Below are 22,549 nucleotides of genomic sequence, written 5' to 3' on the forward strand. Positions count from 1 at the left end.
CGGCCCGGCGTGCGGTCCGGTGTCACCGCAGGTGCTCGGTGAGCCACTGGTGGACGGCGAGCGCGGTCGTCTCCGCGTGCTCGTCGAGCATCGAGAAGTGGTCCCCGGTCACCTCCACGCGGGCGTGCGCCGCTTCCCACGTGGGCCGGCGGCCGGCTCCGAGCAGTTGGCCGACGGGGGTGCGGGCGGCCACGAAGAGGGTCGGTGTGGCCACCGGCCCCGGCCGCCAGCCGTCCAGCAGCTCGGCGTACCAGGCCATCGCGGTGAGCTGGTCGTCGTCCAGCGGCAGTTGGGGGAAGCGGTCGAGCAGCAGGCGCGAGATCCCGGCCATCCGGTGGCACAGGGTCTCGCCGGTCAGGTCCGTGTCGCCGGTCGAGCCGGGCGAGTCGAGCAGGACCAGGGCGGCCGGCGGGCTGCCCGCCGCCTCCAGGCGCCGTACGACCTCGTGGGCCGGCCAGGCCCCGGAGGAGTACGCCGCGAGGGCGAACGGCCGTCCGGCGAACCGCCGGAGCAGCGCGTCGGCCTGCGCGGCGGCCGCCGCGTCCGGCGTCTGCGGCAGCGCGTCCCCGGCCCCGTAGCCGGGCTGGGCGGCCGTCCACACCTCACGCCGGCCCCGGAGCGCCGCGGCGAACTTCACGTACTGGTACGGGCCCGTGGGGGCGATGAGGGACGGCAGGCACACCAGCGCGGGCTGCTCCGCGCCGTCCGCGAGCCGCAGGATCTCCGGCTCGTGGCCGGAGGCGTCGGTGAACCGCGGCCGCAGCCGGGCCGCCGCGGTCAGCAGCTCACTGCCCTGCTTCAGACCGCCGCTGCCCGACGCCGCCTGGAAGAGGGCGCTGACGGAGAGCGCGGCGGGGGCGGCTTCCCGAGCGGGTGCGGCCGGTGCGGCCGGTGCGGCCGGAACCGGTTCGGCCGGTCCGGCGGGGGCGGGCCCGGCGCCGTCCGCCGCCGTTTCCGGCCGCAGCCGGGCGACCAGCGCGTCCACGCGGTCGGCCGAGGCGGTGCGGAAGTGGTCGCACAACTGGTCCACGGACTCGGCGTCGAACAGCAGCGTGGAGGAGACCTCGCCGAGGTCCTCGCGGAGCGCGTTGGTCAGTTGCAGGACGAGGATCGAGTCCATGCCGTACGTGCTGAGGGGCTGGGCGGCGTCGATCCGCTCCGCGGGCACCCCGAGGGTCTCGGCGGCCTTGTCGCGGAGGTAGGCGGTCAGCGTGGCGGTGCGGTCGGCCTCGGTGCGGGCGGGGGCCGGTGCGGCGGGGCGCGCCGGCTCCGTGCGGACCGGTTCGGGGGCGGTGACCACGGTGACCGGCGGTGCGACGGGCGGTGCCGTCCGCGGCGGCTCGGCGGGGACGGGGCCGGTGGAGGCGGGGACGGCCGGCACGGGCCCGGTGGCCACCGGTCCGGCGGGCACCGGCCCGGCATCCGCCACCCGCTGCCGGGCGATCCCGTCGCTCTCGGCGGCGATGATCTGCTGCCCGAGCTGACGGGCCTGCGGCAGGACGAAGACGACTTCCGGGAACCCCTCGCCGTGCAGTACATCGCGCCAGCTCTCGGGGGACAGCGCGGGCGAGCCGGGGATGCGCAGCGGCGCGTCCTCGAACAGCCACCAGCCTTCCAGCAGGCCGAACGTGAGGTGGCTGAAGACGTCGAACGCCACCAGTTCGTTCAGCAGGAGCCAGCCGCCGTCACGCAGGGCGGCCTTGGCGTTGCGCAGGGTGTTGCGGGTGTCGCGGGTGGCGTGCAGCACGTTGGCGGCGATGACCAGGTCGTAGCTGCCGGCCTCGATCCCCTGCCCGGCGAGCGGCTGTTCGGCGTCGAAGCGGGTGCAGGAGAGGTAGGGCGCGTCGGGTCCGTACGCGGTCCGCGCGTGGTTGAGGAACGCCTTGGACAGGTCGGTGTAGGTGTAGGTCTCGATGTGGTCCCGGTACGGGCGCAGCGCGGCGAACAGGCCCGCGCTCGTGCCGCCCGTGCCGGCGCCGATCTCCAGGATGCGCAGGCGCGCTCCCGGGTTCTGGCGCAGCCGCTGCGCGACGATGCCGACGGCGGCGCCGGCCAGGGCGCGGTTGTAGGTGTCGGCCACCCGGTTGTCGCGGTAGCAGCCTTCGACCAGTTCGACGGAGCCGCGCGGGAAGAGGATGTCGGTGGGCCGGGTCCGGCCGGTCAGGATGTCCGGCAGGGCCCGCAGGGTGGCGTCGACCAGCTCCAGTTCGGCCTTCTTGTCGGAGTCGGCCGACCAGGCGGCGCGGCGGTCGTCCCACTCGCGCATGAGCGTGGCGAGCGGCGGGGCGGTGTCGGGCAGGACGCGCAGGGCGTGTTCGAGCCAGGTCGTGTAGCGGTCGAGGATGCCGGCGGGCCGGCCGCGCCGGGCGGCGTCGTCGCGGGTGACCTCGCCGGGGGCCGGGGTGTCCGGGCCGACGACGCCGAGCGCTTCGAGGTGGCCGCGGAGCATCCGGGCAAGCAGCGGGTCGCGCTCGGTGCGCCGCCAGTCGGCCACCGCGCGCAGGTTCGCGGCGTCACCCGCCGGGTCGTCCGCCGCGCCGACCGTCACGCGGGCGTCCGGGGAGCGCCCGTACACCGTGGTGCGGGTGGCGGGGTCGACGGCCTCCAGGGCGTCGAGCCGGGTCAGCTTGGTGAAGCTGATCTGCGGCTGCGGGCCGCCGAGGAGCGTGCCGAGCGCGGCCATGGCCTCCGGCGGCTCGATCGAGGCGAAGCCCCAGTTGGTCATGCGCCGCCGGTGGTAGTCGGAGGACGCGCTGCCCAGGCTGCCCCACCAGCCCCAGTTCATCACCTTGACCGGGCAGCTCCAGTGCCGGGACAGCCGGTGGGCGTAGGCGTCGGCGAAGGTGCAGCCGGCCGCGTAGTTGCCCTGCCCCGCGGCGGTCGTGAAGGACTGGACCGAGGAGAAGAAGACCGCGAAGTCGAGGGGTTCGCCGTCGAACACCTCGGCCATGGCGGCGCTCACACCGACCTTGGCGGACAGGCTCGTCCGCAGGGCGGTCTCGTCCATCTTGGCAAAGCTCTGGTCGCGCAGTACGAGGGCCGCCTGCACGACGCCGTGGATCTGCGGGTGGCGGGCCTTGATCTCGGCGTGGGCGCGGCGCAGCGCCGCGGGGTCGGCGGCGTCGGCGCAGAGGTAGCGCACGTCGCCGCGGCCGTGGACGGCCCGCAGCTTGGCGTCCACCGTCGCGTCGTGCGGGCTGCGTCCGATCCAGATGACGTGGGCGCCGTACCGTTCGACCAGGTGCTGGGTCCACGCGGTGCCCACGCCGCCGGCGCCGCCGAGCACGACGTACACGCCGCCTTCGCGGTACGGGACGGCCGGCGTCGGCCCGGCGTCGCACGGGGTCCAGCGCCGGACGAGCCACTGGCCCGCGCGCCGCGCCCAGGTGTCGCCCTGGGAGTGGGCCGGGAGCGCCGCGAGGCCGGCGAGCCAGGCGCCCGCCTCGTCCGCGGCGTCGGCGGGCCCGTCGAGGTCGACGCGCCGGACCGTCCAGTTGGTGTATTCGCGGCCGAGCGAGCCGAACAGGCCGTGCAGGCCCGTGTGGGCCGGGCGGATGTCCTCGCCGGCGTGGGTGGCCAGGCCGTGCCGGGTGACGAGGGTGATGCCGAGCGGGCGGGCGTCGTGGTCCGTACGGATCAGGGCCTTGATCATGCGGAAGGCCGCGATGACGCCGTCCTCCTGCGCGGCCACGAAGCCGGCCGCGTCGGTGGGTTCGAGTGCGGTGTCGGGCGCGAGCCACAGGAGGTGGTCGACGGGCCCGGCGGCCGCGAGGAACGAGGTGACCTCGTCGAGCGGTGCGGAGGGGGCCAGGGGCCAGGCCGTGGCGCGCGGGTGCCGGAGGGCGACCGAGGCGCGCTGGGCGGCCGTGCCACCGACGACCAGGACCCGGTCTGCGCGGGACGGGACGGCCGTCTCCGCGCCGCCGTCCGGCACCGTGCCGAACAGCGGTTCCCACACGGGGGCGAACAGGGACGGCAGCGGTTCCTTGACCCGGCGCGAGGTGTAGCCGGTCATCCGGACGCACACCGCCCCGTCGGTGTCGAGGAGGTCGATGTCGAGCTTGCTGAGGGCGCTCGCCGCGCCGCCGCCGGCGACCCGGACGACGGCCCACATGGAGTCCGTGCAGGGCGCGAACAGCTCCAACTGCTCCAGTGCGAACGGCACCACCGTCTCGCGGGACGCCTCTCCCCCGGCCAGTTGCAGGGCGATCGACGCCTGTACGGCGGAGTCCATCAGCGCCGGGTGCAGGACGTACGGCGTGGCGGGCCGGTCGGCGGCGTCGGGCACGTGCAGTTCGGCGAGGACCAGGCCGTCGCCGGCGTACGCCGCGCGGACCGCGCGCAGCGAAGGACCGTGGGTGATGCCCATCGCCACCAGCGCCGCGCCGATGCGCTCCGCGGACACCGGCGTCGGGCAGAGCGCGCGGAGCGCCGCGAGGTCCGTACGGGCCGGGCGCGGTGCACCGGAGCGGCTGACGCGTCCTTCGGAGCAGACGGCGGGGTCGGCGGTTCCGGATGTGACGCGGAAGGAGACGGTGTCCTCGTCCACCGGGGTGACCAGGACCGCGGCCTCGGTGGGCGGGCCGTCGACGGCGAGCGGCTGGACCCAGGTGATGTCCCGCATCCGCAGCGGGGTCGTGGTGTCGGCGCCGAGTGCGTGCCGGGCCGTCTCGCGGGCCATCTCCAGGTGGGCGACGCCCGGCAGGATCCGCCGGCCGCCGACCAGATGGTCGCGGAGGAACGGTTCCTCGCCGGTCAGGACCGTTTCGGCGCGCACCGCGCCGGCCGTGCCGGGCACCGGCGACGGCTCGCCGGCCATCGATTGTGCCGGGGCGGGGTCAACGGGCCGCGCAGCCACCGGCCGGGGCGCTTGCGCGCGGCTGGGCGGCGTGTCCGTCGCCCAGTGGCTCTCCTGGGCGAACGGGTACGTCGGCAGGGGTACGCGCAGGTGGGCGCCGGGCGCGAACAGCGCGCCGTAGTCGAGGGCGTGACCCTGTACGTAGCACTCGGCGAGAGTCGTCAGGTCGGCCACGAACGCGGAGTCCGCACGGCCCGGCGCGCCCGGCGCGCAATCGCGCAGGCTCGCCGCGCCACGTTCGGCCGACACCGTCGGGTCGTCACCGAAAGCGCCCGAGCCGCTCGTGTGCGCGTGCGGCCCGTCGAGCCCCGCGTCCAGGACCCGCAGCAGCTCGTCGCGGTCGCGTACGACACAGGCGAAGCGGTGGGCGAAGTGCTCCCGGCCGACGACGAGGGTGTGGGCGAGGTCGCCGCAGTCCAGCGTCGGCTCGCGGCGGCAGTGCGCCGCCAGGCGCGTGAGCTGCTCGGCCAGTTGGCCGCGGGAGTGCGCGGACAGCACGACGAGATGGGCCGGGACCCGCGGGCGCGGCCGCGAGCGCGGTACGGGCGGAGCCTCCTCGATGACGACGTGGGCATTGGTGCCGCTGGCCCCGAAGGAGCTGACGGCACCGCAACGCGGGACGCCGGGCAGGGCCTGCCACGCGTGCGTGCGGGTGCTGAGGTAGAAGGGGCTGCCGTCGAGCGGGACGGCCTCGTTCGCCATCTCGAAGTGCAGCGAGGCGGGGATCTGCCGGTGCTTCAGCGCGAGCAGGATCTTCAGTACGCCGGCCACGCCCGCCGCGAACTGGGTGTGCCCCAGGTTGGTCTTGAGCGAACCGAGCGCGCAGTAGCCGGTCTTGTCGGTGCTCGCCCGGAACGCGCGGCTCAGCGCGCCGAACTCGATGGGGTCGCCGAGCTTGGTCCCGGTGCCGTGCGCCTCGACGAGCTGGATGTGCCCGGCGTCGATGCCGAAGCCGTCGTACACCTCGCGCAGCAGGCTCTCCTGCGAGACGGAGCTGGGGGCGGTGATGCCGTTGGTCGCGCCGTCGTGGTTGGTGCCGCAGCCGCGGATCACGCCGTGCACGTGGTCACCGTCGGCGAGCGCGTCGTCGAGCCGCTTGAGGACCAGGACGCCGACACCCTCGCCCGGTACGAAGCCGTCCGCGCGGTGGTCGAAGGTGTGGCAGCGCCCGGTCGGCGAGAGCATGTTGGCGCGGCCGGCCAGCTCGTACAGGCGCGGCGTGGACTGCACGAAGACGCCTCCCGCCAGGGCCATCGACGTCTCGCCCGACCAGAGGTCCTTGCACGCGAGGTCGAGCGCGACGAGCGAGCTGGAGCACGAGGTGTCGACGGCGACGGCCGGGCCCTTGAGGTTGAGGAAGTACGACACGCGGCTGGGGATGAAGGAGGCGGTGTTGCCCCAGAACGCCTGGGCGGGGGCGTCGGCGCCGATCAGTTGGGCGTAGTCGCCGTTCCAGCAGCCGACGTAGACCCCGCAGCGGCGTTCGCTCATCTGCCGGCCCGCGTACCCGGCGTCCTCCAGGGCCTTCCACGACTCCTCCAGCAGGAGCCGCTGCTGCGGGTCCATGGTGGCGGCCTCGACGCCCGAGATGTTGAAGAACAGCGGGTCGAACGCGTCGATACGGTCGAGGAAGCCGCCCCGGGTGCAGCGCCCCGAGCCGGCGCCGCCGAGGTCCCAGCGGGTGGCTTCGGTGACGAGTTCGTCGCCGTCGACGAGGTGGTCCCAGAGCTCGTCCAGCGTGTCGGAGCCGGCGAAGCGGCCGCTCATGCCCACGACGGCGATCGGCGGCCGGGGATCGGAGGCGGCGGAGCCGTCGGCCCGGGAGCGTGCCGCGGTGGCGGGCCGGCCGGTGGAGACGGAGGCGGTGCCGGCCGCTGCCGGGATCCCGGTGAAGGTGATGGTGTCGCGGTGGGCGGCCAGCAGGTGGGCGGTGAGCCGGTCGGCGGAGCTGTGGTCGTAGATCACGCTCGTCGACAGGTCCAGGGCGAGTGCTTCGTTGAGTTCATGGACGAGACGGACGCCCAGGATGGAGTCGACCCCGTAGTCGGCGAAGGCGAGCGCGCCGTCGATCTCGTCCTCCTCCATGGCGAGGGCCCGCGCCAGCTTCTCCCGCACCACGCGGGCGACGCGCTCGTCCAGCGGCTCGGCGGGCGCCGGGGCGGCCGGCGGTGCGGGGATCACGGGGGCCGCGGCCACCGGCGCGGCGACCATCGGCTCCGAGGCCACCGGTTCGGGGATCGGCGGTTCGGAGGCCGCCCGCTCGGAGGTCACCGGCTCAGCGGCCGGTGGTGCGGCCACGGCGGCCGGTGGCTGTGCGGCCGGCCGGTGCTCCCCGGTCTCTTCGCGCACCGGGTCGAGGTCCGCGATCCAGTAGCGGTCCCGCGCGAACGGGTACGTCGGCAGAGCGACCCGCCGGGGCGTGTCCGGCCCGTGCAGCACGCGCCAGTCGAGCGGTACCCCGCCGGTCCAGAGCGCGGCCAGCTTGTCCAGTTTCCCGGCCCGCACCCAGCGTTCGACCAGCAGTTCCTGGAGGTCGTCGTCGGCGGCGAGTTCCGCGAGGGCACCGGGTACGCGCCCGGCGGTGCCCCGGTGGACGCCCGGCGCCGGGTCCTCGCCGCCGAGGTGGGCGAGCAAGGCGCTCCGCAGGTCCCGTGTCGAGGCCGCGACCACCGCGAGACGTTCGGTCATGGCCTCGCGGCCCGTCTGGAGGGTGAAGGCGAGGTCGGCCGGGTCGGTGTCCGCACCGCCGGCGCTGCCGAGGTGGGCCGCCAGGCGTTCGGCGGAGCGCCGTAGGTGCTCGGAGGTACGGGCGGACAGCACGAAGAGCTGGTCGCGGCCGGCGGTCGCGGTCCGCGTGCGTCCGGCGCCGTGCCGCTCGCCGAACTCCTCCACGATGACGTGGGCGTTGGAGCCGCCCGCGCCGAACGAGGAGACCGCCGCGATCCGCGGGCCCCCGGCCGTCTCCCACGGCGTCAGCTCGCGCTGCACGAAGAACGGCGTCTTCTCGAAGGCGATGTTCGGGTTGGGTTCCTCGGCGTGCAGGCTCGGCGCGAGCTGCCGGTGCTGGAGCTGGAGCACCGCCTTGGTGAGCCCGGCGATGCCCGCCGCGGCCTCCAGGTGCCCGATCGCCGACTTCACCGAGCCGATCGCACAGAACTGCCGGTCCGCCGTGTCCTGTTCGAAGGCGCTGGTCAGGCCCTTGATCTCGACCGGGTCGCCCAGTTCGGTTCCGGTGCCGTGCGCCTCGACGCAGCTCACGTCGCGCGCCGCGACGCCGGCCCGCGTCAGCGCGTCGCGCAGCAGTTCCGCCTGGGCCGTGGGGCTGGGCACCGTGTAGCCGTTGGACCGCCCGCCGTGGTTGATGCTCGTACCCCGGATGACCGCGCGGACGGGGTCGCCGTCGGCGAGGGCGTGCGAGAGCGGCTTGAGCAGGACGCAGCCGACGCCCTCGCCCGGGACGAATCCGTCCCCGCCACGGCCGAAGCTGCGGCAGCGGGCGTCCGTGGACAGCATGGTGGAGCGGCACAGTTCGATGTAGTCGAGCGGGTGGAGGTACAGGTTCACGCCGCCGGCGACGGCCATCTCGCAGTCGCCCCGGTACAGGTGTTCGCACGCCTCGTGGACCGCGGTGAGCGACGCCGAGCACATGGTGTCGATGGTCAGGCTCGGCCCGCACAGGTCCAGGACGTACGACGTACGGGCGCTGAGCGAGGCGAAGGACAGCGCGGGGACGACGGTCTCCCCCGAGGGGAGGCGCCCCGCGCCGTGCCGTGCGTGGCCGGTCTTGGTGACCCCGGCGAACACCCCGACGCGCTTGCCGTGCCGGCGCGCGATCTCCTCGCGGGAGTACCCGGCGTCCTCGAACACCTGCCACGCCGCCTGGAGGAACAGCCGCTCCTGCGGGTCCATGGCGTAGGCGTCACGCGGCGCGATCCGGAAGTGCAGCGGGTCGAACGCGGCGAAGTCGTCGAGGAAGCCGCCCCACTTGCTGTAGCTGCGCCCGGTCGCGACCGCCTTCGCACGGTTCGGCTCGAAGAAGCCGTCCAGCGGCCAGCGGTCGGCCGGTATCTCACCGACACAGTCCCGCCCGGCCTTCAGGTTCTCCCAGAACTCGGCGAGGTCGGCGGCCTGGGGATAGCGGCCGCTGACACCGATGATCGCGATGGGCTCGCGGTCCCCGTCGGCGGGGGCACCGGACGCGGGAGCGGCGTACGCGGCAGGGATACGGTCCGCCGCCGTGCCGGGGGACGGCTCCGGCGCGGTGGCCGCCGGTTCGCCGGTCCACGCGCGGGCGTCCGCCGGGTGCTCGGCGGCCAGGTGCCCGGCGATCGCGCGCAGGGTCGGGAACTCGTAGAAGACGGTCGTCGGGACGTCCTCGAACACGGCTGCCAGCTCCTTGTTCAACTGGACGATCAGGATCGAGTCGAGCCCCATCGCGCCCAGTTCCTCGTCGGCGTCCACGGCCGACACGGGGAGTTTGGTGACGCGGGCGAAGAGGGCGACCAGCAGGCGCAGGGTCTCCCGAGCCAGGCGCCCCGCCGGGGGCGCCGAGGCGGTCGGCGGCGCGGGCCGTTGTGCCCGCGGGCGGCCCGAAGCGGCCGGTACCCGTGCCGCGTCGCCGTGGTACACCCACACCTGCTCCTCGCCCAGCCGCCAGGCGCGGGTGAGGGCGGCGAGCCCGTCGGCCGTCTCCATGGGCGCCAGGCCACGGCTGCGCCACAGGTAGGCGAGCGTGCCCTCGTCGACGGTCATCCCGCCGTCCTTCCACAGCGGCCAGGCGACGGACAGGGTGCGGCCCGCCCGCTCCCCCGCCGCGACCCGCGCGGTGCGGAGCGCGGCGAACGCGTCGAGGAAGGCGTTGGCCGTGGCGTAGTCCGCCTGGCCCGGGTTGCCGGTGACCGCGGCGCCCGAGGAGAAGGTGAGGAAGAAGTCGAGCGGGTCGTGCCGGGTGGCCCGGTCGAGGTGGACCAGGCCGTCGGCCTTCGGCGCGAGCACCTCGTCCCAGTCCTCGGCCGTCTTGTCGGCCAGCGAGGCGTCACGGAGGACACCGGCGGCGTGCACGACCCCGGAGAGTTCGCCGGCACCGTCCCGGACCCGGGCCAGGAGGTGGCGCACCTCCTCCCACCGCGAGACGTCCGCGCACTCGTAGCGGGCGAGCGCACCGGCGGCCCGCAGTTCGCCCAGGAGCGCTTCGATCCGGGCGTCCCGCGGCGACCTGCCGACGAGGACGAGCACCGGGTGTTCGACGTCCCGGGCGATGCGGCGGGCCACGGCCGCGCCGATCCCGCCCGCGCCGCCGGTGATCAGGTATCCGCCGCCCGCGCGCCACGGCGGGCCCGCCGCGTCCGCCGGGGGCGCTGCCGTGTGCCAGGTCCGTACGGAGCGCTCGTCGCCCTCGTGACGGATCAGGTCCACGTCCGTGTCCCGGGCGTTCTCCACGACGGCGGCGGCCACCGCCTCGTCCGTGCGGACGCCGCCGAAGGCGATCAACTGGCCTGTCGTACGGGCGTGTTCGAGGGAGGCCGTACGGAGCAGTCCGGCGAGCGCCAGGTTGACCGTGTCGGCACCGTCCGCCGGCGTCACGACCTGGACGAGGGTGCTGCCGCCGGGTGCGTCGGCGACGAGGCCGCGGACGATCTCGAAGACCTGCCGCGAGACATCGGTGAAGCGGCTGTCCAAGCGCTGCTTGGCGGACTCGACGGTGAAGCAGCGCACACCGGGTACGCGCCGCTCGACGGCGCCGCGCGCGGAGGCGAGTGCTCCGCACAGGATCACGACACGATGGTCGCTGCCGCCGCGACCGGCCACGGGTACGGGGCGCGGGGTCCACCGGGGCACCAGGAGCGACGTACCGATCGCGGGGTCGCTCGCAGAGGTGCTGATCTCGGGAGTGCCGTGCTCAGAAGCGCCCTTCTCATGGACGCCGATCTCAGAGGTGTGCTCGGAACGCGTCCCCGGGATCCAGTAGCGGCCGCGGGCGAACGGGTACGTGGGCAGGTGGGCCCGCTTCGGTACGCGCGGTCCGTACAGCGCGCGCCAGTCGACGGCCTCGCCCTCGATCCAGCGCGCCAGTACCTGGCTGCGTGCCGCCTCGCCCGTCGGCCGTTCACCGCTCGCGACGAACTCCCGCAGCTTCCGGATGAGTTCCTCGCGCGAGCGGACCACCCAGCCGACCCGTTCGGCCATCGCCTGGCGCCCTGCCTGGAGGGTCCAGGCGACCGAGCGGAGGGCGGCGGGCTCGGGGCCTTCGAGGTGGGCGAGCAGGTGTCCCGCGACCTCGGTCAGCCGGGGCCGGGTCCGTGCCGAGAGCGGCACGATCACGTCCGTGGTTTCTGTGGCATCCACTGTCTCACTGGCCTCCGGGGCCTCGGTACCGGCATCGTCCTGCACGTATTCCTCCACCACGACATGGCAGTTGGCACCGCCGAAGCCGAAGCTGCTCACACCCGCCCGCCGGGGCGACGGCCGGCCGTCGCCCGCGCGCGGGCGCGGCCACGGCTCGTTCTCCCGCACGATGTGGAACGGGCCGTCGTCGAGTTCGATGTACGGGTTGATCTCGCGGCAGTGCAGCGTCGCCGGGAGGACGCCGTGCCGCATCGCGAGGACGACCTTCAGCAGGCCCGCGATCCCGGCGGCCGCCTCCAGGTGTCCGATGTTGGTCTTGACCGAACCGAGCCCGCAGGCGGCCCGGGAGGTGGCGCCCAGCCGGCGGAAGGCGGTGCGCAGGGCCCGTACTTCGACGGGGTCGCCGAGCGCGGTGCCCGTGCCGTGGGCCTCGATGTAGCCGATGGTGTCGGGGTCGGTGCCGCGCATCGCCGCGGTGACCAGTTCGGCCTGGGCGTCGGCGTTCGGGGCGGTCAGCGAGTTGGCCCGGCCGCCGTGGTTCTCCGCGCTGCCGCGCAGCACCGCGAGGATCGCGTCGCCGTCGCGTTCGGCCGCGGCCAGCGGCTTGAGCACCACGGCGCCGACGCCCTCACCGCGCACGTACCCGTCCGCGTCGCTCGCGAAGGTCTTGCAGCGGCCGTCCGGGCTCAGCATCCCGGCGCGGTGCGCGCTGACGAACGTGTCCACACTGAGCAGCAGGTTGACCCCGCCGGCCACGGCCGCCTCGCAGGCGCCCGACCGGATGGACTCGATGGCCCGGTGCACGGCGACCAGCGAGCTGGAGCAGGCGGTGTCGACCGGTTCGCTGGGCCCGCGCAGGTCGAGCACGTACGAGATGCGGTTGGCGAGCATCGAGTGCGCGTTGCCCGTCGAGGTGAACGCGTCCGGCTCCACCCCGTGGGTGGTGAGCAGCGTCGCGTAGTCGTTGCCCGAGACGCCGAGGAACACACCGGTGTTCCTGGGCAGGTCGGCGGGCGTGTAGGCGCTGTCCTCCAGGGCGCTCCAGACCGTTTCGAGGGCGAGGCGGTGCTGCGGGTCCATCAGCTCCGCCTCACGCGGGTAGACACGGAAGAACTCCGCGTCGAAGGCGTCCACGTCGTCCAGGACACCCGCGTGCCGGGGGAAGTCGGCGGCCTCGGCGATGCGCCGGTACGTCGCGTCGTAGCGGTCGACGGGGAAGGCGGTGACCGAGTCCCGGCCCGCGACGAGGTTGGCCCAGTAGGTGTCGAGGTCGGGCGCGCCGGGGAAGCGGCCGGCGGCGCCGATGACGGCGATGGGCTGCGACGGGTCCGCGGCCCTCGCGGGAGCGGGAGCGGCGTCGGGTGCCGGTGCGGGACGCGCGGCGGCCTCCGGACCGGAGGTGTCGGCGACCGCCCCGGTGGGTGCCGCCGCCGCGCTCCGCGACCGCTCGTACGCGGCCCGTACGGGCTCCCCGGACTCCGCGACGAGGTGCCGGGCCAGCGCGTCGAAGGTGTTGACGTCGAAGAACGCGGCGGGAGTCACCTCGGCGCCGAACCGTTCCCCGATGAGCCGGGCGAAGGTGACGAAGGAGATCGAGTCGAAGCCGAAGGCGTCGAAGCCGGTGTGGGCGTCCAGTTCCGCGGGCTCGTACTTGAGGATGCCGGACGCCAGGGACCGCAGCTCATCGACGACGAACGCGATGACGCCGTCGGCGGCCGTCTCCGCACCCGTGTCCGCTGTCGCGGGCGCTCCGTTGCCTCCCTCCCCCGCGGTCTCGCGCGGTCCGCGCTGCGCCCGCGGCAGGGGCGCCACGGAGGTGCCGTCCGCGCCCGCGCCCTGCCCGTCACACCTGACGCCCGCGAGTTCCGCGAGCGTCCCGCCGTTCCCGTCCAGCAGCCGGACCGTGCCCTCGAACGGCCGGTCACCGGCGGACGCGGGGCCCGGCACGAGGACGACCTGCGCCACCTCGCCGTCGCCCGCCGCGCCGAGGACGCGCACGTCCTCGATCCGGTGCGGCCGTGTCTCCTGCCAGTGCGGCAGGCCGCGGTGTTTCGCGTCGAGCCGCAGGCCCTGGGAGACCGCCGCGAGGACGTGCGGGGCGAGGGTGACGTTGCGCCGTACGGTGTCACGCCGCAGTTCCGGCGTGGTGACGTCCAGGACGAGCCGGCCGTCGGGCAGCCAGTGGGCGCCCGCGACGCCGCAGAGCAGCGCCGGGTGGACGAGCCCGCCGTCGGCGAACTCCGCCCGGACCTCGTCCGCGCCGAGCACCCGCACGGCGCCGTCGCGCGGCCCGGCGGGGGACGTGTCCCGGTCGGCGCGCCGCGTCGGCGGGTCCGCCTCGTCCCCGTCGTACGCCTCGAAGGCGGCGACGAGCGTACGGGCGCCCGACGCGTCCTGCGCGAACACCGCGCCGGTCGCCGCGCCCTCGCCCGCGGGCTCGATGAGCGTCGTGACCAGCCGCTCGGTGGTGTCCCACGCGACCGGGGCGGGCAGCCGCAGTCCGCGGATCAGCGGGTCGGCCGCGAAGCCGGAGACCTTCGCCGCGGCGAGCGCCATGTCGATGGCGAAGGTGGGCACGACGCGGCGCTTCTTGTCCTGCTCGTAGCCGTAGTCGCTCAGGTCGTCCAGGTGCACGTCGAGGCCGTACCGCAGCCCGTCGAGGTCGGACTCGTTGCGGCCGAGGAAGGGGTGGAGCTTGTCGCGCAGCGCGAGCGGCGCGAGCACGGACGGCGCGCCGTCCTCCTGCGGCACCCAGCACCGCACCCGCTCGAACGGGTAGGCGGGCAGCGGGACGCGCCGCAGCCGGCGCGATCCGGTGAGCCGGGTCCAGTCGACGCTCTTGCCGCCGGCCCACGCCGTCGCCAGTTCGCGGGCGTCCGCGGCGCGCGGGTCGTCGCTCGCGAGGGCCGCTGCCAGGTCGTGGTCCCCCGCGAGCCGGCGTTCGACGGCCCGCAGGGCGCCCTGGAGGTCCTTGGCGAGAAAGGCCCAGCGGCGCGGCAGTTCGTTCTTCCCGACCCTCAGGGTGTGGGCGATCGACGGCAGTTCGGCCGGGTCGGCCCGCTCCAGGTACGTACGGAAGCGGGCGAGGGACGACTCCAGCGCGGTGTCGGTCATCGCGGAGAAGACGAGGAGTTCGTCGCGGCCGTCGGTGGTGGCGTACGGGCCCGCGGCGGCGTCCGGGACGTACTCCTCGATGATGATGTGCGAGTTCATGCCGCCCGCGCCGATGGATGTGAGCCCGGCGCGCCGCGGGTGGACGACGGTGCGTCCGCCGTCCTCGGTGACCGCCGGCTCCCAGGGGGTGAGTTCCCGCTGCACGCGGAAGGGCGTGCCGGAGAAGTCGATGTCGGGGTTGAGTTCCGCGCTGTGCAGCGACGGGACGAGGGTGCGCCGGTCCAGTTGGAGGAGCACCTTCGCGAGGCCGATCATGCCGGCCGCGTGCAGCAGGTGCCCCATGTTGGACTTGACCGAGCCGAGGGCACAGAACCCGGAGTCCTCCGTGTGCTTGCGGAAGGCGGTGGTCAGTGCCCTGACCTCGATGGGGTCGCCGAGTGAGGTGCCCGAGCCGTGCCCTTCGACGTAGCTGACGGTGCGGGCGTCGATGCCCGCGTCCCCGACCGCCTTCTCGATCGCGCGGGCCTGGGCGCGCGGGCTGGGGACGGTGAAGCCGTTGCGGGCGCCCGCGTTGGACAGGGCGGTGCCCTTGATGACGCCGTACACGTGGTCGCCGTCGCGTTCGGCGTCGGCGAGCGGTTTGAGGACGACGGCGCCGACGCCCTCGCCGAGGATCGTGCCGTCCGCGCCGAGCCCGAAGCTGCGGATCACCTCGGAGGTGGCGGTGGTGAAGTGCTCGTGCGAGGAGGTGACGAGGTTGTACGGGTGCAGGAGCAGGTTGACGCCGCCGGCGACGGCCATCCGGCACTCGCCGGCCCGCAGCATCTGGACGGCCTGGTGCACGCAGGTGGACGAGCCGGAGCACATCGTGTCGAGGAAGATCGACGGGCCGGTGAACCCGTAGAAGTACGACAGCATGTTGGGCAGCGTCCCGGTGTAGCTGCCGCTGGCCGGTGAGCCGCGCAGCAGGCTGTTCTGGAAGCCGTGCAGCCCGTAGTGGTTGCTCATGGCGCCGACGAGCACGCCCACGTCGCCGTCGTACTGCCGCTGGAGGGTCTCGCGTGAGTACCCGGCGTCCTCCAGCGCCTCCACACCGGTCTGGAGGAAGAGGCGGACCTCCGGGGACATCAGTTCCGCGTCGCGCTTGGAGATGCGGAAGTAGCGCGGGTCGAACCGGTCGATGTCGCGCAGGAACGTGCCGGTGCGGATGGCGCTCTTGCCGGGGACGCCGCGGTCGGGGCTGTAGATCGCGTCGTGGTCCCAGCGGTCGCGCGGGACCTCTTCGAAGGTGTGGCGGCCTTCTTCGAGCAGCGTCCACAGCTCGTCGAGCGTGTCCGCGCCGGGGTAGGTGCCCGAGATGCCGATGACGGCGATGTCGTGGCGGTCCCCGCGCGCGGGCGCGGCGGGCCGGGTGGAGCCGGCACGGGCCGGGGCGGTACGCGCGAACCGTGCGCGCGGGGCGGCCGGCCGGCCGGCCGGTGCGGCCTCCGCCGCCATCGGGTCCGCAGTCTTCGGGTCCGCAGTCTTCGGGTCCGCCGCCCCCCGGTCCGGCCCGTCCGCGTCCGCCGCGCCCAGTACGGCCAGGAGCTTGTCGCGGTGCGATTCGGCGAAGTACCCGGCGACGCCTTCGATCGTGAGGTACTCGAAGAAGACCGTTTTCGGGAGCCTGCCGAAGAGCGCTTCGAGGCGCGCGGTCATCTCCAGGATGCTGAGCGAGTCGATCCCGTACTCGACGAGATCGACCGCCGCGTCCATCGCCGCCGGATCGTGGTGGAGCACCTCGCCCAGGTGGTGCTTGAGCAGGTCGGCGGTACGTTCCAGCAGCTCGGCGTCGCCGAACTCCGGCGCGGTCCCGGACGCGCCGGACGTGGCCGGCGCCGGGTCGGCGGCGGGCAGGCGGCGCTCGGGGGCGACGGTGGCATCGGCCCCGAAGGCGACGACGACGTGGGCCGGCGCGCCGTCGTCCAGGACGCGGCCCAGGACGCGCAAGCCGTCCTCGGTCGGCAGGGGCTCCCAGCCGCGTTCCGCCCGCATCGTCGCGCGCGTCACGGCGTCGGCCGTCATGCCGCCGTCGGCCCACAGGGGCCAGCTCACGGCGGCGGTACGGCCCGAGCGCTCCCCGACGCCGACGAGGGCCTGCCGGTGGTGCGCGAAGGCGTCCAGGAAGGCGTTGGCCGCGGCGTAGTCGCCCTGGCCGGAGTTCCCGTACACACCCGCCACGGAGGAGAACACGACGAAGAAGTCGAGCGCGAGGTCGCGGGTCGCGGCGTCGAGATGCAGCGTCCCGCGTACCTTGGGCGCCGTCACCAGGGGGACGTCGGCGGCGTCCTTGTGCAGCAGGTACGCGTCGCGCAGGACTCCCGCCGCGTGCACGACGCCGTCGAGCCGGCCGTGCTCGCCGGTGATGGCGCGGACGGCGCGCCGCACCTCGTCCTCGCGGGTGACATCGGCGGCCATGTAGTGCGCGTCGACGCCCGCTTCGCGCAGCGCGGCGAGCGCCGCGTCGCCCGTTTCCGACGGCTCCGCCCTGCCGCTCAGCACGACGGTGACGCCGGGGTGCCGCGCGAAGTACCGCGCCAGGTGCTGCCCCAGACCGCCCAGGCCGCCCGTCACCCAGTAGACGCCGCCTTCCTTCAGCGGCGGCACGGCCGGCCCGTCGCCGAGTGCGACGTCCACGGGCCGCCACTCCTGGCGGGCCCCGTCCCCGTCCTCGGTGTGCCGGAGTTCGCAGGCGTCGTACGGGTCGGCGCCTTCCTCGGCGAGGAGGCGGGCGATCCGCTCGGGCGTCGCGGTGTCGAGTCCGGCGACGCGTACCAGGCGGCCGCCGACGAGCGGATTCTCCAGGGCCACGGTCCTGAAGAGGCCGGTGAGCGGCGCGTGGAAGTGCCGGGGCACCCGGTCGTCGACCAGGACGACGAAGCGGTGGGCGTGGTCCGGCTTGGCGCCGAGGACCTCCCGCAGCCGTTCGACGAGGAGGCCGAGCACGGCGTCCACGCCGTCGGCGACCCGGTCGGCGGTGACGGCGGGCAGCGCGGTCACCGAACATCCGGCGGCGCTCGCGGTGGCGGTGGCGTGACCGGCGGCCCGTCCCGCGAGGAAACCGTGCACCGTGGTGGTGCCGGGCCCGTCGGTGGCGGGCGGCGCGTCCGTCCAGCGGCAGGTGCCGGTGACGACGCGCGGCCCGGCGCCCTCGACGGCCGGGGCGTCGGACGGCGCGGGCACGTCGCCGGACGGGGCCGTGCGCTGCACCAGCCCTCGCAGGCGCGCGCCGACGACACCCTCGGCGTCGCACAGGTCGATGTCGAACAGGTCGGCGGTGCCGTCGCCGCCGCGCCGTACCCAGGCCCAGGTGCCGGAGACACAGGGGCGGTAGATGTCCACCCGGTCCAGCGTGAAGGGCATCGCCGGTCCTTCGGCCGGGCCGGACGCGGTGTGCGCCATCAGGACCAGCGTGGCCTGGAGGGCGGCGTCCAGCACGCTGGGCGGCAGGACGTGCCCGGCGCCCTCGCCGTCGGACTCCGACGGTTCGACGCGGGCGAGGAGTTCCGCGTCGCCCAGCCGGAGTTCGGCCATGCCGCGCATCCCGGGGCCGTACTCCAGGCCCTGGTCGCGCAGTGCGGCGTACGCGTCGGCCGGCTCGTGCGGGGTGGGACAGGCCGCGCGCAGCGCGTCGAGGTCGAGGGCCGGCGGCTCCTCGGGGGCGGCCGCCTCCGCGGTGGCCCAGCAGTGGACCTCGGCCGACGGGTCGAGTGCCGACGGGCCGGTGTACACCGTGAGCGAGACGGTGCCGCCGTCGTCCTCCTCGGGGAAGAGCCCCACGTGCACCTCGGCGGGGGTGTCGGCCACGGTCAGCGGGCGCAGCCACGCGATGTCGCGCAGGCGGACGGCCGGGCCCGGCCCGTCGCCGTGCCCCACGGCCGCCGCCACCGCCGCGCGGACCATCTCCACGTACGCGGCGGCGGGCAGGACGCGGGCGCCGCGTATCCGGTGGGACGCGAGAAAGGGCTCCTGACCCGTGAAGGCGGAGGTGTAGCGCTGCTCGAAGAGGCTGGAGGTGTTGCGGTGCAGGAGCGGGTGCAGGGCGGCGTCCGTGCCCGGCCGGGTGTCCGGTGCGGAGTCCTCCGTGGGGCCGCGGAACCAGTGGCGTTCGCGGGCGAAGGGGTAGACGGGCAGCCGTACGCGGCGCGGACGGGCCTCCTCGTCCCGCGCGGCGTACCGTGCCGCCCAGTCCTCGTCGGGGCCTCCCTCGGCCCAGCGTGCCGCGGCGTCCAGGAGCCCGGCCGCGGCGTCGGCCGTCGTCCCGGCGCCGGTGTGCACCGCGGAGTCGGCGAGCGTGCCGTCCAGGAAGGCGTCGAGGGACGCGGCCAGTTCGGTGCGGTCGCTCACCAGGAACGCGACGCGCGCGGCCATCGTTTCGCGGCCGGTCTGCAGGGTGTACGCGATGTCGGCGAGCCGCTGCGCGGGGCGCAGCGCGGCGGTGGGGTCGTCCTCGGCCGCAGGTGTGCGCAGGTGGTCGAGGAGGGCGCGGGCCACGGCGCGCAGCCGGTCCGGGGTCTTCGCGGAGAGCGGTACGAGGTGCGGACCGGCGGGCTCGGCGGCCGGTTCGCCGTCGGCGGCGGGGAGGTACTCCTCCAGCACCACGTGTGCGTTGGTGCCGCCGAAGCCGAAGGAGCTGACGCCCGCGCGGCGCGGCGCGGGGCCACCGTCGGGGCCGGGTGGCGGCGCGTCCCAGGGCTGGGTGTCGCGCACGATGCGGAACGGGCTGCCGTCGAGCTTGATCAGCTTGTTCTGCCGCGTGAAGTTGACCGTCGCGGGCAGCGTCCGGCAGGCGAGGGCACCGATCACCTTGACCATCCCGGCGACGCCCGCGGCGCCTTCGAGGTGCCCGATGTTGGTCTTGACCGACCCGATGCCGCAGCTCTCCGGCCGCGCCTCGGTGCCGTACGCGGTGTGCAGGTTGCGGAACGCCCGCTTGAGGGCTATCACCTCGATCGGGTCGCCGACCGGGGTCCCCGGCCCGTGCGCCTCGATGTATGTCACCGAGTCGGGGCGGATGCCGGCGCTCTTGTAGAGCCCTTCGACGAGGTCCGCCTGCGCGGCCGGGTTGGTGACCGTCAGGGAGCTGGTCCGCCCGCCGTGGTTGGTGGCGATGCCCCTGATCACGGCGTGCACCTGGTCGCCGTCCGCCAGGGCCCGGGCGAGGGGCTTCAGCACGAGGACCGCGCCGCCCTCGCCCCGTACGTACCCGTCGGCGTCCTGGTCGAAGGCGCGGGAGCGGCCGGTGCGGGAGAGCATGCTCGCCTGGCTGAAGGCGACGAAGTGCTTCGGCGACCAGATCAGGTTGACGCCGCCGGCCAGGGCGAGGCCGCACTCGCCGTTGCGCAGCGCGGAGACCGCTTCGTAGACCGAGACCAGCGAGCTGGAGCAGGCGGTGTCGTTGGTGATGCTCGGGCCCTGGAAGTCGAAGAAGTACGAGACGCGGTTGGCGATGACCGAATACGCGGTGCCGGTGGGGAAGTACACGTCGGTGGGCGCCTTTTCGCGCTCCATGAGTTCCGCGTAGTCGGCGTGGCAGACGCCCATGAAGACGCCGGTCTTCGTGCCCGCGAAGGTGCTCGCGCGGTATCCGGCGTCCTCGATGGCCTGCCAGGCGAGTTCCAGCGCGAACCGCTGCTGCGGGTCCATGCTCTCGGCTTCGCGCGGCGAGATGTTGAAGAACGACGCGTCGAAGCGGTCGGCGTGCTCGATGAAGCCGCCCCAGACGCTGCTGGTGCGGTCGGTGCCGCTCTTCGGCTCGCCGAAATAGCGTTCCTTGGACCACCGTTCGGGCGGCACCTCGGAAATCAGCGACCGGCCCGCGGCGAGGTGGCCGAACAGCTCGGGCAGGTTCTCCGAGCCCGGAAAGCGGAGGGCGAGGCCGATGATCGCCACATCGTCCGGGTGCGGGGGCTGGGGTTTGCTCATCGTATTCCTCCGGCGCTCAGCCCCGCGCGGCGGTGGTCGACGGTCGTGCGCAAGGCCAGTCCGGCTTCGGATGGGGTGCCCATGTGCCTTTCCCGGTTGAGGACGAACTGCTGGTTGAGGACGGCGGTCGAGAGCAGGTAGACGAACGCCTGGTCCTCTTTGGTGCTGATCTGCTCGTCGGGGGTGGTCATGATCTTGTTGACGAGTTTTCTGGCGAAGGCGGGCTCCACGCAGTCGAGTTTGTCCAACTCCGCGTCGGAGAGCACCAGGTCGAGGTATTCGGGGCGCTGTTTCTTGAACACGGCGGCGCCCGGCGCGCGATAAGGCTGTTTGGGGCGGGTCAGGCTCGACTCCGGCAGTTCACCGCGGAACGCCTTCTTGAGGATCGCCTTCTCCTGGAATCCGTCGTCGAAGCGCAGGTTCACCGAAGCGGCCGCGCGGACGACGGCGGGATCGAGGAACGGGCAGCGGTTCTCGACGCTGTGTGCCAGGCTCATGCGCTCCCCCTGCGTCGACAGGAGGTAGCCGGCCAGCAGCGTCTTGTATTCGAGCCACTGCGCCTTCTGCACCGGCGACAGCGCCGCGTATCCGGGGTCCGCGCGCAGCATGGCGAGGAGGTCCGCGAACGGCTCGTCGCGGTCCTTGAGCAGCCGTACCGCGAACCGGCCGTTCTGGTAACGGAGTTCGTGGGAGAAGAGCCCCGGCAGGCTTTCGGTGGAGAACTGACGGAACAGGCCCGTGAGGTGTTTGCGGTGCGCGGGGCCGAAATGGTCCAGCTCCGGGTAGAGGCTCGCGAGTTTGCGCTGCCTCTCGTCCTCGTCCAGGTCGTTCCAGGAAGCGCGCAGCAGCGTCTCGCGGAAGAGCGAGTAGCCGAGGAACGCCTCGTCGGCGCCCTCACCGCTGAGGACCGTCTTGATCCCGGCGTCGCGCACGTGGCGCGACAGCAGGTACATCGGCACGAACGCGGTGCGGAACGCCGGGACCTCGGCGTGATACACCGCCGACTCGAAGCTCTCGGCGATGTCCGCGCCGGTGACGCAGATGGCGGAGTGCCGCGTCCCGAGGTGCTCGGCCACCACCCGCTGGCTGTCCGACTCGTCGAACGACGCCTCCTCGAACTGGACGGAGAAGGTGCGCACCGGGTGGGGCGAGAGGTCGGTGGCCAGTTTCGTGACGATGGACGAGTCGAGGCCGCCGCTGAGGTAGACGCCGACCTCGACATCGCTGCGCAGGCGCAGCTCGACGCTGCCGCGCAGCGTTTCGCGTACGTGGGCGACCGCCTCGGCCTCCGAGCCGGTGAACGCGGGCGCGTCGACCCGCAGCTCCTCGTACGTGCGCAGGCTGCGTCGGTCGCCGCGGACGGTCAGCACACCGCCGAGCGGCAGTTGGCGGATGCCCTGGAACGGGGTGCGGTCGGGCAGCGGGGTCCACAGGGCGTACACCGAGGTCAGCTCGCGCGGGTCGAGTGCGAAGCCGAACCCCGGGAAGGCGTGGAACGCCTTCATCTCCGACGCGAAGAGGAACGCGTCGCCGTGGTCGGTGTAGAACAGCGGGCGCTTGCCGTACCGGTCACGGGCGAGGTGGAGTTCGCCGGTGAGCGTGTCGCGGATCGCCAGGGCGAAGGCGCCGTTGAAGCGCGGCAGGCAGGCCTCGCCCCACTGGATCCACGCCTGGAGCACCACCTCGGTGTCGGAGTCGGTGCGAAACGGCCTGCCGAGCCGGCGCAGTTCCTCGCGCAGTTCGACGTGGTTGTACAGTTCACCGTTGAAGCAGATCCAGTACCGCTCGGCGGGGTCCGCCATGGGCTGCGCGCCGGTGGCGAGCCCGACGATCGACAGGCGCACCGCTCCCATCGTGACGCCGTCGTCGAGGTAGTAGCCCGCCTCGTCCGGGCCGCGGTGCCGGATGTGCGTCAGCATCGAGGTGATGACCCCGGGCACGTCGTCGGCCGGCAGCGAAGGGGCGATGAATCCGGCTAGTCCGCACACGGTACGCCTCCTCGTTCGGCACCGGCCCGGGCGCGCTTTTCGGCCACGCCGCCGACGAAGGCGTCGAGGTCCGCGAGCGACACGAAGACGTCGGCGAGAAGATCGTCGTCCGAGATCCGCAGCGCGAACTCGTCCTCGATGAAGGACATGAGCTGGATGTAGCCGAACGAGTCGATGACCCCCGCCTTGAAGAGGTCCGTCTCGGCCGTCACCTCGCCGCCGAATTCGACGAGGAATCGCTCTTCGATGAACTGCTGGATCTTCTGTGTGGTGTCCATGT

General features: G+C 74.0%; 3 protein-coding genes. All 3 read right to left on the reverse strand.

The annotated features are described in order from the left end of the window. Window positions 1-22 precede the first annotated feature (22 nt). Genes ACH4EB_RS16710 through ACH4EB_RS16720 form a run of 3 tightly spaced genes read right to left on the reverse strand, consistent with a single transcriptional unit; the run spans window position 23 to window position 22,547 of the window. Window positions 23-20,281: an SDR family NAD(P)-dependent oxidoreductase gene (locus ACH4EB_RS16710; RefSeq protein WP_398348236.1), complete on the reverse strand. Its 20,259-nt coding sequence runs from the start codon at window positions 20,279-20,281 to the stop codon at window positions 23-25. After that, window positions 20,278-22,269, reverse strand: a complete 1,992-nt coding sequence (gene asnB / locus ACH4EB_RS16715) for an asparagine synthase (glutamine-hydrolyzing) (protein ID WP_398348237.1) — start codon at window positions 22,267-22,269, stop codon at window positions 20,278-20,280. The genes ACH4EB_RS16710 and asnB overlap by 4 nt, the downstream gene beginning before the upstream one ends. Beyond that, a complete protein-coding gene (locus ACH4EB_RS16720; RefSeq protein ID WP_398348238.1) occupies window positions 22,257-22,547 on the reverse strand; it encodes an acyl carrier protein in 291 nt (96 codons plus the stop codon). The genes asnB and ACH4EB_RS16720 overlap by 13 nt, the downstream gene beginning before the upstream one ends. Window positions 22,548-22,549 lie beyond the last annotated feature (2 nt).

Source organism: Streptomyces sp. NPDC018045 (genome assembly GCF_044327445.1).
Lineage (GTDB): Bacteria > Actinomycetota > Actinomycetes > Streptomycetales > Streptomycetaceae > Streptomyces.